The sequence below is a fragment of the Mesorhizobium sp. B2-4-13 genome (genome assembly GCF_006658535.1).
GTDB lineage: Bacteria > Pseudomonadota > Alphaproteobacteria > Rhizobiales > Rhizobiaceae > Mesorhizobium > Mesorhizobium australicum.
This window is the reverse complement of the sequence record NZ_VFVB01000003.1, coordinates 296,296-308,643: the sequence shown is the minus strand read 5'-3', so window position 1 is coordinate 308,643 and position 12,348 is coordinate 296,296. Positions and strand designations below refer to the sequence as shown.

Genomic DNA, 12,348 nt, shown 5'->3' with positions numbered 1-12,348 from the left:
AATACCCTAGGCCGTGAACTCATAAATGGAACGACGCCGACAGGTGGAAATCGCCATCTTGGCGTGCAAGATGGCTGATGGCCAATTTATCGTTCCAGCACCTTAACACCGATTGGAATGCTGAGCCCAATGCTCCTGACGTGGAGCTGGCAGTGGAAGGCAATACGGTCCGTCTTTCCTTTCGTCTTAACCCGTGGGCCTACAGTGCCGAGCTTGGAGAGATTGCGACACTACGATTTCTTGGTTGCAGTCGCTTTCGTTGGGACGCGACGAATGATCATGCATGGTTTGCAGGACAAGGATTATACACCGGTCAGGCTCCGAAATGGGGCGAGTTCTACGAGGTTATGGGCGACACCCGGGTCGTGGAGGATGACGATTGGGACGTCTTGTCGGCGGACTTGCCGGCCTCCCGTCAATTCCTGTTCTACTTCCGTGACGACACAATTGAGATCGTGGCTCAAGATTGGTCGCTGACACGGGAAATACCCACTAGGTCGTGAACTCATAAATGCGGTATGACCGAGATGTGTGGGAAGCAGAGTAAAAGGGTTGGCTTAGCCCTCCACTTCCCATTTTAGTTGGCTGGCATCGACAGCGTCTGAGCCCATATGCTCAACAAAATAATCTCGTATCCTCTGGCGATGCTGATCCCCCCTGGGAGACATTCGCACAATCTCATTCTCATACTCAGCTAGAAATACCCATTCCACGAATTGATCCGCTGTAACATTACCGGATTTAGGAATAAAATCGATGACATCCATGAACTTGTCACCGTGCATTCCTCCGCAATAGCCATGACCAGCACAGACCGCGTGCATGAGCGAGTAGAATCTCTTATTTTCTTTCATGAAACATGCGCCGCGATGGTGAGGCGGATTGCCTACGCGCGCTGCCCAAACATATCCTTCTTGGGCGCAGGTCCACAATGATCGTCTTCCGACCGAAACTTTTATTTTGCGACGAAATCTGATTCACGCTCAGCATGAGTCGATATGACCTGACCGATTTCGAATGGCGCGTGATCGAGCCCTTGTTGCCCAACAAACCGCGAGGGGTGCCGCGCGTAGATGACCAGCGGGTGCTGAACGGCATCTTCTAGGTGCTGCGATCCGGTGCGCCATGGCGCGATCTGCCGGAGCGATACGGCCCACGCACCACCTGCTACAATCGTTTTGTCCGATGGCGGAAAGCAGGTGTGTGGGACCGCCTCATGGCCAACATTACCAAAGCCCATGACGACGGGGGGCAGATGATCGACACCTCCATTGTTCGCGTCCATCAGCAGGGGGCGACGGCAAAAAGGGGGATCGAGATCATTGTCTCGGTCGGTCACGAGGTGGGCTGACGACCAAAATCCATGCTCTTGTGGACGCCAAAGGCAGGCCGATCAAGCTGATGCTCACGGCAGGTCAGATGAGTGACATTGCCTCCGCAGCGGACTTGATCACGGACTTGCCCGAGGGTGCCATGTTGCTCGCCGACAAAGGCTATGATGCCAACGTCTTGCGGACCGTCGTCACCGAGCGAAAGGCATGGGCCAACATCCCGCCCAAGGCTAACCGCAAGGATCCGATCTGCTTCAGCCCATTCCTCTACAAAGCGCGCAACCTCGTCGTGCGCTTCTTCAACAAGGCCAAGCAGTTCCGCCGTATTGCCACCCGCTACGACAAGCTGGCCGAGAACTATCTCGCCGCCCTCAAACTCGTCTCAATCCGCATCTGGTTACGCTATAATGAGTCTACGCCCTAAGGCATTCACATCTGGCTGTCGCCAATCTTCGCCACCCTGCCGCTGCTTCTTCACCCTGTCTAGCAATCGTCGGCATTCACCTCATCCTGTGGGATGAAAGCCGTCCTTTTATCACGCCGCTGCACGCCTTCGCCGCACGCGTGCGTCGCACGCATTCTGGCGTTGAGATGGATGCGCTAAGAATCCCTGCAAGCGAGCTAACCAATGGTCACGCGCAAGATGCGGGCGCGTTAGCCAAAAAACAGAACGGAACGGAGATATTGCGATGCTGTGTCCAGCAGACCTTCGACACCACGGAGTACCTCCTCGCCAGGACAGTGGCGCCCGATGTCGGGGTGACGCCGCATAGGCCAATTTTCGAACGGTCAAGGGATGGTAGCGCCCTCCCGCTACCACCATTCCCCCCACTCCTTTAACGCCGTGGGGAAAGGCGCTCTCGCCCAGGAGTGCCGTTAGCCGCCCAGCGATTTCGACTTCAATCCCGCCGATCCGCGATGGATCTCGAAACACCGTGACGGTTTCGATCAAGTCCCGCATCGCCTCCGCAGATTCGGAATCGCCAGAAGCAATGCCCTTGGCAAGCCCTGTCTGAAGCTGGTTCAGTTGTTCCTCGTAGCGTGCCAGCACCGCAGGATGCAGCGCAATCACTCCGGTCGCGGCGGGCACCCGATCCAACTCGGCCAAAATGCCCCTACGCTCTTCATTCAGCGTTGTTGATTGCGGTCCCAGTACGGCTGGGTCGCCGTGACCCTTGGCAATGGCGTTGACCAGCCGCTCGATCTCCCGAGATAGTTCTCCAAGCCGTCGCTCCAAACGAGTGCGGCTGGCATCGGTATCGGCTGCCAAGCGCTTCCGTTCTTCGTGGTACGTCTGCACGTACTCGGCAATCACTTCAGGATGGCGCAACTCGGCGGCAAGCCCGTTCAGAACTGCAGTTTCGACCGTATCCAAGTAAAAGGTTTTAGGATCAGCGCATGTTCCGCTTTCTGTCGCGGCCGAACAGCGGATGCGAATGCGCTTGGACTTGTCCATGCCTTTTGACGACATTCCCGCACCGCAGGCACCGCACCTCAAGAGTCCGGTCAACATATGCCGTGGTCGGCGCTGGTGGCTTGGATGGGTGGTTGCGCGCGCCTTCTTCCGCGCGTTTGCTGCGTCGAACAGGTCGGACGCAACAATAGCAAGATCGGGTACTTCGACTGTTCGCCATTCACCCTTGGGATTTGGACGCGAGACACGTTTCCCCGTATCAGGATCCTTGATCATTCTGACCCTGTTCCAGATCAAGCGGCCAGCATAAAGCTCATTATGAAGGAGCCCCGTCCCTCTCTGCACATTTCCATTGATAGTAGAGGCATTCCAGGCTCGACCCCGAGGCGGCGGTATGCGGTCCCTATTGAGATTGTGCGCGATATCACGCGGTGTCTGTCCATCGACATACTCCCTGAAGATGCGACGCACGATCTCCGCTTCGTCCTCGGCGATTAGCCGCTTTCCGGGGTCGCCGAGCACATACAAGTAGCCATAGGTTAATCCACCGGCATGGAGCCCCTTGTTGACTCGGCCGGCCTGGCCCCGACGGACTTTATGAGCGATGTCCTCTCGATAGAGTTGCCCAACCAGACCGCGAAGCCCGACCAAGACTGTGTTCACTACGCCCTCGTGGACGGCACGAATTTCTATGCCAAGAAATGAAAGGCGTTTGTGAATGCCAGCAAGGTCTTCCATGTCGCGCGAGAGCCGATCAAGGGCCTCCACGACGAGCACATCAAATTCGTGCTCACGAGCTTTGTCCATGAGGTGGAGTAAACCATCGCGTCCCAAAACAGAGCCGCCGGAGCGCGCTCGATCATCAAACGTTGCGACAACGTTCAACCCCTCACGCTCTGCGTACGCTCGGCATAAAGCGAGCTGATCGTCTATCGATCGCTCATTCTGGAGGTCGGTTGAGAAGCGTGCGTAGATCGCGACTCGATTCATGATGTATTTTCTCGGCCTGTTCATGTGCGTGATCTTCGCGCGCAGCTTGGCGCGCGAGTGCGGTTGCAAGCCGCAGAATCGCTCTGTCAGGCACTTGGCGCAAGACCCGGTTGTGGGATTTCACCACCATTGCGGGTGGCGCTCGCTACGGGTCAAGAATAGGGCGGGCCTTACTGCCACGGAAACTAGCAGTCCGCATGGTGCGCAGCCTTCGTTAAGGCTCCCGAGATTATAATCTTGGTCCATGTCTCGCAAGATGTGCTCACGCGAGAGCCGAGAGAAGCCATCAAATCGATTGGTCGCAGAATGGGATAGCAAGGCGTGCAATTCGGAAATCCGCGAGCTGATTGGTTGCTCTCGTTCAACCTTGTCGGGAAAGAACCGAAGCTTCAAATCACGGACGCGCCAACACCGATGCCGACGTTCGCCAATGGTGGCCATATCAGAACTGGACCGCAGTGGTGAAGATGGCAGGCTCGGAGGGTGTGAGATTCCAAAAGATAATCAATGGTTTAGCGGATGGTTAGCCAACCCGTCGTATCCTTCGTATGATCTGGCATGGTATGGCGAACCTAGGGACAGAACATCAAGACAGTGGGCGGCTCGGTCTATGCCGCGACCGGAACGGTAAGGACCAACGCTGGCAGGCGCGGAAACAACGTCGTCATCCGCGGCGTTGTACCTGGGAACAGAACCACTGGTGGTGGGACGACACGCGTTCCGCCTGGCTCGAATAGAGCATTTGCCCGCCGAGGGTCGTTTCTCAAGGCTGGGGGCGAAAACAAAGCCTATCCTCTCCTTCTCGCTATCAGTGGCAAAACATTCGGAGACCTTCGCAGCCGGACTCATCATCGCGGCCAGCAGCGCCCTGGCGACGTTGTGACCCTTGCCAAGCAGAAGGTCCTTATCATCATGGGTGCCGACGACGACAAGGCGACACCCTGGAATGAGCGACTATCTGGGGTGTCAAGTTGCATTTGCGAAATGGATGCGCGCGTCGCGTGCTTTTGCATTGAGAATGACGAGCAGCTTGCGGCGAGCGCGATGCGGATGACCATTTTCTCCTTTCCTGCATCCTGCAACCGTTGATGGAAGGCAGCAAGGTGAGGATCGTATCGAGCGACGGTGCGGGCGATCAGGAAGAGGATGGAGCGCGGGCCTTCGCGGCCGCCGCGCACCGAGCGGCGGCCACTGCGCTTACCGCTCTCGTTGGCGATTGGGGCCAGGCCCGCGAGCTTGGCGATGGTCTTGTTGGAGAGGATGCCGATCTCGGGCAGCTCGGCCATGAGACGGGCGCGATGCCTGCCACGTCGTTGGCGAAACGGCCTGTCGTTCCGATCGGCTCGATATGGGCGTCGAGCCAGTCTTTCGAAATCTCTATTCCACAGAGGGTCTTGTTCACGGTAACCTGCCTTGTGCGTGCGATTGGAGCCAAGCGACTATTCGGTCGTGCGTGACGAAGGCGAAGATCCCAGGCTCATCCACGGTTGTAGCCGCAGGGGTGTCGGGCGACTTCGCCAAGCCTCAAACCGGATGGCCATCCGGTTCGAGGCTCAGTCGCTTCCATCGCACAAAATCATCTCTGTGCAGATACAAGGGGTGCGTGCCGGTGTGGGAAAAGGCAGGCGGCATGGTGATACGCCCTGCCGAGCGGCTTGACCCACGCTTATTTTTCCAATCGCCGACCAGAAGGAGCTGACCAAGCAAATCAACGGTTACCTGTCTCAGGACAGCAACATCACGTTTCTGACCTTCAAGGGCGTCGACCACATGGGTCCACGCGGAAGTTTCTCTACATCAGCGCCGCAAGGGACTGGCTGTTCAGGCAGGTGAAGGCGTAAGCTTGCTTCGCAGGCCGAAGCGAAAATGTTTCAGATTGCGCAGTTTCTGTACTCGATTCATCACGCCGCCGCCCCCAACCAAGGCGTTGGTGAACACCAGCCAGACATAAATAGAACCTCGTTGCGATCCTCGCATGGAACAAGAGGGTGTGGTCACGATTGTCCGTGGTCAGTTGCCGCGCTGGTGGCATCTCTTTAGTAGGTCAAGACGCGTGAAGATCAAGGCACCTGCTTCATCCGGCGATTTTCTGCGCGGCTTTCGTAGCGATGGCATGTGGCTGATCTTGTCTCTGCTTGTGGCAGGCGGTCTTGTCCTCGGCTTCGGCCTTCTGGCGGAAGAAGTGGTGGAGGGGGATACAAGCGGTTTTGATCGGGCTGTGCTTATGGCCTTCCGCAACGCCGGTGATCCCACGAACCCGATTGGTCCGCCCTGGCTGGAGGAGATGGGGCGGGACGTTACGTCCCTGGGCAGCTTCGCCTTCCTGGGCTTCGTGTCTGTGGCCGCAGTGGGCTACCTGCTTTTCGCCGGAAAGCGGAAGTACGCTGGGCTTGTTGCGGCGGCCGTGGCTGGCGGCGAGGCCATCAGCACCCTTTTGAAGTTCGCCTTCGACCGCCAAAGGCCCGATCTCATACACGCCACTAGGGTCTTTACAGCGAGCTTTCCGAGCGGACACGCCATGCTTTCCGCCGTCACTTTCCTGACCATTGGAGCATTGCTGGCCAAAGCGAATCCCGAGCCACGCGTCAAAGCGTATTTCATTTCGCTCGCTGTGTTTCTGACGGTCATGGTCGGACTTAGCCGCGTCTATCTCGGCGTCCATTACCCCACCGACGTTCTCGCGGGTTGGTGCGTCGGTTCCGCTTGGGCCATTCTGTGCTGGTCTGCCGTCAATGGAATCGAACAAAGGCGAGGCCGATAGCTAGGACCGCAATGCCAGCCTGTGGCGTTGCACTACAGCCCATTCATGCCAGATCAGCACCATCACCAAGGCATCAAACACGGTCAAAACCAAGAGGCCGGCAGAGTGCGTGTAGGACCAGCGATAGACTTGGTAGATCATGAAAGCTCCAAGCGCCACGAGCGAAGCGGGATACGACCACAGCTTGCCTCGCAGAAGACCGACGACCAAGAGCAGCTTAATTAGGCCGTGGCTGAGCAGGTAGAAGGCGTAGAACTCCTTGCTGGCGACCGAGAAATGGCTCGCCATCTGCGACAGATAGCCAGCTATGAAATCGCTCGGATCTTCTATCAATTCCTCCTGGGTGAAGGCATTGACCCATGAGGCAATCGCATCCGTGGTGACGAGATAGAGCAGGACACCGCCAAGGCATTCGATCAGGGCGTGCGCACCTTTGAGCCAGACGCTGACTTCAAAAATCTGATGGATGTGGCGTTCGTCGACTGCTCTCACAAAATTCACCTCGCGATCCACAACAACGGAAGCAAGCAAGAATGGATGCAACTCTGACCCACTGGATCAACGCGGCGGCCGGGCTTCACCCTGTGCTTGATAGGGCAATGATTGGCGTCTCACAAATCGGCGTTCCGTTCATGGTGCTGGCCGTGGTTCTGCAATGGTGGGTGAAGACCGACCGCTATCACGTCCGACACGCGGCCTTGTCGGCCGGTCTGGCGTTCTTGCTCGGGCTGGCGATCAACCAGTTCATTCTTCTGTTCGTGCATCGGATACGACCCTACGACGCCGGCGTGACCCACCTGCTGATTGCCCCTAGTGCCGACTGGTCATTCCCTTCCGACCACGCCACCGCGGCCATGGCGATCGTTGCGGCCTTCGCGATGCAAGGTCTGCCACGCCGAACGGCAGCACTTTGCATTCTGGCATTTCTGATTTGCTGGTCGAGAATTTACATTGGCACCCACTATCTTACCGACGTCATCGGCGGTGCTGTCACTGGAGCCTTCGGTGCGGTTGTCGTGCGACTGGCCAACCGCGAGAACTCCCGACTGGACAATTTTGTAACCAAAATCCTTTAGGACGTGGTTCTACCGCGCCGGACTACCCCTTCGCCGGCGGAGACAACTTCAACGTCGGCCAGTATCCATACGGCAGCCATGCCGTCGGCATGTTCGTTTGCAGACTCGGAGTGGTCGCCGGCGTAGGCGTTTCGAGCCTGCCCTACACCGATCCTGACGTTGGAGGGTGGCTGGGGCTGTCGGTCGCGGCTGTAGGATCGGCCTGGAATTACGCCACCAATTCCACAATCACCTGGCGGGCGCGGTGGGCTTTCGGGCCAGTCGAAAGTACAATAATCGTTCCTCAACTTGCGGTCTGCCCGTCAACTCATTGGCGGGACCGGCAACCATGCCAGCCCCGCCGGAAAGGCCCGCGACCGGATACGGGTGGCCTATTTGGCCGGCTGGATGCTCGAGGCCGTCAGTTTGCCGGCTTTCGCCGAGTAGGTGACGGTGACCTTCTCGCCGACCTTTAGCGTCTCGGCTTCGATTCCTTCCGGCAAGGTGAATGTCTTGCCGTCGGACAGGGTGATAGCATCACTTTTCTTGTCGACGCTTGCAATGGTGCCGGTGGCCGCCTTCGCGTAAGCACCGGTGGAGGATGCGATTGCCAGGATCGTAGCAGCAGCGATGACTGATTTCTTCATCTTGGTTTTCCTTTCATTGCGTAGCCAAGGGCATTGCCCCGGGCGGTTTTGGCAGGATCCGGATTTGCCGGATCGTGGCCCCGGCCGCGGAGGGAGCGAGAACGACATTAGGCCATGGAGTTTTCGACCGGCTGGCCGGGGCCTTACAAATGCGTAAGGCTGCGGGACCTCACAGGTCACGTAACGGCTCGGCAGTCAGCCCCGACGAAGGCCTGGCCGAAAGCACCGCCGCCGAGACCGACGCCACGACCAGCCCAAGCACGATCGCCAGATGCAGCCATGGCACCGAAAGCGTCTCCGGGGGCGGATCGAACACGCCTGTCAGGAGCTTCACCAGCATCCATGCGGTGAGGACTCCCGACAGCAAGCCAAAGATCAGCCCGCCGAGAATGATGACGAGGCCTTCGCCCCACAGGAAGGCGGCCAGCTGCGACGGCCTGGCACCGATGGCGCCAAGTATGGCAAAGGGCCGCCGGCGTTCTGCGAAGCCCAGCGCCAGCACGAGGCCAGCGGCCGCGGCGCCCATCACGACAGAAAAGCCGAGTTCGATCCGCGTCAGCCCACCAAGATCGACTGCGGTCAGGCTCGACCCGATGAGATGCGCCGCCTGGCCGATATCGGTGACCTTTAGCGCGGGATCGAAGGAGAGCACCGATGCGGCCTGCCGCGCAAGCGCCGCCGGATCGCGCTTTGCCCGCATCAGGACATATTCGGATGCGTTCGACCCGGTCATGCGCGCCACATAGGCTGCATTGGCGACGAGGAAGGAATCCTTCGGCGCCGTCGGAAATTCACGCGCGACCCCGATGAACTTGAATGCGACCGAATGGTACTGGTGATCCTTCGCATCGATCAGCCGCAGATTGATCGTATCGCCCTGCTGGAGCTGGAAGTCATTCACGGTTTCTTCTGAAACAAGGACGCCGTCCGGCGTGGCGGCAAGCCGGTCGAGCGTGGCGGCGGCGCTGGCGCCGCTGAAATAGGCGTCGGAGAGATTGGTGGCGCGCCCGATATTTGCGGGGTCGATGCCGTAGAGGTCCTGCAGATCGGCGCCTACATAGGCGAAACGATGCTGCATTGGCTCCACGGCGGCTGCCGCGGTCAGTGTGGTCAGCGCCGCGATGTGTGTTCCGGCCGGCTTCTCGGATGTGCCGAACACGGTGACTTCGGAACCATTGGTCAGTTCGGCGTCGATGCGGGCCTGGGCATTGTAGGTCGTGTTGAAGATTGCCGTCGACGTGGCGAAGGAGATGGCCAGCGCCGTCATGGCGATGCCGGTCGTGAGCCGCCCCGGCTGCCTCGACAAGGCGGCCGACACCACAGGCGCCAGCGGCCCGGACACCGGGGCCACGATTGCCCGCAATAGCCCGCTGTTTCGCGCGATCACCATGCCCGACAGCCTGATCGTCAGCAGCGCCGTGCCGAGCCAGAACAGCGCGGGCGCGATGAAGGCCTTGTAGTCGACCGAGGTCGCGGCGACGCCTTCGGGCGCCAGCACGATCTGATATCCGGTGCCGGCCGACTGCCAGAAGAGAAACCCTGAGCAGCCGAGCAGCACCACGTCCAGCCACAGCCGCCGCCAGAGCGGCACGGCGCCGCGCCCGACGGTACGCCGCGCCGCCGCGACGGTGGTCAGGCGCGCATCGCGCCAGGCCGGAAACAGCAAGGCTGCGAAGCCCAGCGCCACCCCGAACAGCGCCACGAAAAGCAGCGGCCGATCGCTCACCGCCGAAATCGGCTGCGGACCTGGCGCGCCGGCAGGTCCAAAGAGCCATGCCTCCGCAAGGCCAAGGGCGGTTCCGGCGACGGCTACCAGCGCCGCCTCGACAGCCGAGAGGAACAGGACCGCTTGCGTGGTGGCGCCGCGCACGCGCAGCAGGGCCTGTTCCATCCGCCGCCGCACCGCACCGGAGGACGTCACCGCGAAGGTAAGCGCCATGGCCAGCGCGATGCCGGGCAATCCCAGGAAGAGGAAGAGAACCGAGGCGTAAAGCGAGTCCTCGCGGACCGCTCCGAGGCGCGAACCGAGATTGTCGGCAACGAGAGCCTGGCCAACGGTTCTTGCCTCTAGGTTCCGTTGCGCGCCGGTGACGAAAGTGTAGGCCGCGACAGGGTCGGTCGGCAGCACATCATGGGCGAGCCGCGCATGCCATTGCAGCCGGACGGTGTCGGGGCGCAGCTTCAACTGCGGTTCGAAGAGCCCTTGCCAGTCTTGCCGCGGCAGCACCAGCACATTGTCGGGAGGCGCTTGCGGCGCGGCCTGGGCCGGCAGACCGACGGCCTGGAACAGCGAATCCGCGTCGGGAAGATCGACCACGCCCGCTATCCTGACCGTCGCCGGCGGCAGACCTGTCGGCTTGATCGAAACCGTATCGCCTGGTTGGACATGGAGGTTGGCCGCCGTCTGCTGCGCGACCAGGACGCCATCCCTGCTGCCCGACAGCAAGCGGATCTCGGCGGGAAAATCCGCGAGATAGCCGCTGTCGAAGGCAACGACCTGGCCCGGACCGGTGGTTTGCGTCGTGCCGCCGGTCGATGCTTCGAAGCCCGCCACGTCGGCATAGCTTACGCCATGGACGGCCTTGACCGGCGCGGCGTCTGCCATCGCCTTGCGGATGGATACCGGATCGGCGCCGGAAATCACCTGCACCTGCCAGTCGATCGGCACTGCGCCGATGGCGCGGGAGGTCATCGAAGCGCTTGCCTGGACCAGGAAAAGCGTCATCGCCGCGAGCAGGGCGACGGTCATCGCAACACCCGCGGTGGCGCCTGCCACGCGCAGAAAGCGCCTTGCCAGAATGCCGCGTATCCAGAGCCACGCCACCTTCATGCCGCCTCGTGTCTTGGCCATTCGGAGACAAGCCGGCCATGGTCCATCGTCCATCTGGTTGCCATCCGGGCGGCTACCGCCTCGTCGTGGGTCGCCACGACAAGCGCTGTATCAGTGCCTTCCAGCTGTTCCAGGACGGTATCGAAGAAGAACTGCGCCGTGACGCTGTCGAGCTGACCGGTGGGCTCGTCGGCGAGAACCAGCTTCGGCCGCATGACGAGTGCTCGGGCCATGGCTATGCGCTGTGACTGTCCGCCGGACAATTCCTCGGGCAATTTATCGGCAAGCTCGCCGAGGCCGAAGCTATCCAGCAGCGCCCTGGTGTTGGCGCCGGCGGCCATGTGTTCGCCGGCTAGCACCAGCGGCAGGGCCACATTCTGGGCGGCGGTCAGGGCGGGGAACAGGCTCGGGGACTGGAACACCAATCCGATCTGGCGCGGCCTCAGTTCGTCGAACGGTCCAAGTCCCGGCCATTCGATGCTGCCAGCCGTCGGCCGGTCCAGTCCGCCGACAATATGCAGCAAGGTCGTCTTGCCGCTGCCGGACCGGCCGACCAGCGCAATGCGTGCGCCGGCCGAAATCCTGCAATGGACATCGCGCAGCGCCGCGACCCCGCGCTGAAAATTGCGGCCGATGCCGCGGCAGATAACGAGCGGGTCACTCACCGTCGATCCTCCCGTCCTTCAAGGTAATGATGCGGTCGGCCATATGGGCAAGCGCCTTGCTGTGGGTGGCGATGAGCGTTGCCAAGCCAGCCTGGCGGCGCGCCTCGAACTGCGCGATCAGACGGGTTTCGGTGTCGCGGTCGACCTCGGCCGTCGGCTCGTCGGCGACCAGGATCGGCGGATTAGCCGCGAGCGCCACCGCAAGGCCGGCACGCGCCACCTCGCCGCCGGAAAGCTCGGTCGGGAGAGCCCAGGCCCGATGCAGGAGATCGACGCTTTCGAGGAGCATGGCGATTCGCTTCTCGTCCGATCTTCCTGCCAGCAGCATCTGCAGCCGCAGGTTCTGCTCCACAGTGAGATGGCCGAACAGATTCCCGGATTGCAGGAGAATGCCGAAACTGGCGGCGCGAATGCGCGTGCGCTCGGTCTCCGGTCTGCGGGTCAGACGTGAGCCGCCGACTTCGACATAGCCGCCGTCCGGCTCGTCCAGTCCCGTCACGCAGGACAGCAGCGTTGATTTTCCACTTCCGGAGGGTCCCACAAGAGCGACGATCTCGCCGGCCGACAGATGAAAGCTGACGCCGCGCAGGGCGGCGGTCTCGTCGTCACCTATATGGAAGAACCGGTAGAGCTCGTGCGCTTCCAGCACGTGCAT

At 60.5% G+C, this 12,348-nt stretch carries 10 protein-coding genes and 2 pseudogenes; 4 read left to right on the top strand and 8 right to left on the bottom strand.

Going from position 1 to position 12,348, the window contains the following annotated elements; genetic code table 11:
• Nucleotides 1–77: 77 nt before the first annotated feature.
• Complete coding sequence (locus tag FJ936_RS09500; RefSeq protein ID WP_141906472.1) at nucleotides 78–503, top strand: hypothetical protein; 426 nt, start codon at nucleotides 78–80, stop codon at nucleotides 501–503.
• A gap of 54 nt (nucleotides 504–557) precedes the next feature.
• Here the strand turns inward: FJ936_RS09500 and FJ936_RS09495 are convergent, their stop codons facing one another.
• Entirely contained in the window at nucleotides 558–854 is a 297-nt protein-coding gene (locus FJ936_RS09495; protein ID WP_141906471.1) for a hypothetical protein, read from the bottom strand.
• A gap of 134 nt (nucleotides 855–988) precedes the next feature.
• Between FJ936_RS09495 and FJ936_RS09490 the strand changes: the two are divergent.
• Nucleotides 989–1,755: pseudogene (locus FJ936_RS09490) on the top strand (IS5 family transposase).
• 111 nt (nucleotides 1,756–1,866) lie between these two features.
• Here the strand turns inward: FJ936_RS09490 and FJ936_RS09485 are convergent.
• Nucleotides 1,867–3,735, bottom strand: a complete 1,869-nt coding sequence (locus FJ936_RS09485; RefSeq protein ID WP_246680440.1) for a recombinase family protein — start codon at nucleotides 3,733–3,735, stop codon at nucleotides 1,867–1,869.
• Between the two features lie 966 nt (nucleotides 3,736–4,701).
• Nucleotides 4,702–5,042, bottom strand: a pseudogene (locus FJ936_RS09475) (transposase); the annotation flags it as partial.
• 806 nt (nucleotides 5,043–5,848) lie between these two features.
• Between FJ936_RS09475 and FJ936_RS09465 the strand changes: the two are divergent.
• Nucleotides 5,849–6,496, top strand: a complete 648-nt coding sequence (locus FJ936_RS09465) for a phosphatase PAP2 family protein (RefSeq protein WP_141906601.1) — start codon at nucleotides 5,849–5,851, stop codon at nucleotides 6,494–6,496.
• On the opposite strand, the gene FJ936_RS09460 is transcribed toward FJ936_RS09465, so the two are convergent.
• Complete coding sequence (locus FJ936_RS09460; RefSeq protein WP_246680439.1) at nucleotides 6,497–7,027, bottom strand: DUF2127 domain-containing protein; 531 nt, start codon at nucleotides 7,025–7,027, stop codon at nucleotides 6,497–6,499.
• A gap of 2 nt (nucleotides 7,028–7,029) precedes the next feature.
• Between FJ936_RS09460 and FJ936_RS09455 the strand changes: the two genes are divergently transcribed.
• Nucleotides 7,030–7,572 (top strand): phosphatase PAP2 family protein, encoded by a 543-nt coding sequence (locus FJ936_RS09455; RefSeq protein WP_141906470.1) that lies wholly within the window; start codon nucleotides 7,030–7,032, stop codon nucleotides 7,570–7,572.
• A 371-nt stretch (nucleotides 7,573–7,943) separates the two neighbouring features.
• Here the strand turns inward: FJ936_RS09455 and FJ936_RS09450 are convergent, their stop codons facing one another.
• From FJ936_RS09450 to FJ936_RS09435, 4 genes are all read right to left on the bottom strand, one after another.
• Nucleotides 7,944–8,198, bottom strand: coding sequence for a DUF1344 domain-containing protein (locus FJ936_RS09450; protein WP_141906469.1), 255 nt, complete (start codon nucleotides 8,196–8,198; stop codon nucleotides 7,944–7,946).
• 169 nt (nucleotides 8,199–8,367) lie between these two features.
• Nucleotides 8,368–11,049: an ABC transporter permease gene (locus tag FJ936_RS09445; RefSeq protein ID WP_246680438.1), complete on the bottom strand. Its 2,682-nt coding sequence runs from the start codon at nucleotides 11,047–11,049 to the stop codon at nucleotides 8,368–8,370.
• Nucleotides 11,025–11,693 carry an ABC transporter ATP-binding protein gene (locus tag FJ936_RS09440; protein ID WP_141906468.1) on the bottom strand — a complete coding sequence of 223 codons (669 nt, stop codon included), beginning with the start codon at nucleotides 11,691–11,693 and terminating at the stop codon, nucleotides 11,025–11,027. The genes FJ936_RS09445 and FJ936_RS09440 overlap by 25 nt, the downstream gene beginning before the upstream one ends.
• On the bottom strand, nucleotides 11,686–12,348 hold the full coding sequence (locus FJ936_RS09435; RefSeq protein ID WP_141906467.1) for an ABC transporter ATP-binding protein: 663 nt from the start codon (nucleotides 12,346–12,348) through the stop codon (nucleotides 11,686–11,688). Before FJ936_RS09435 ends, FJ936_RS09440 begins: the two co-directional genes overlap by 8 nt.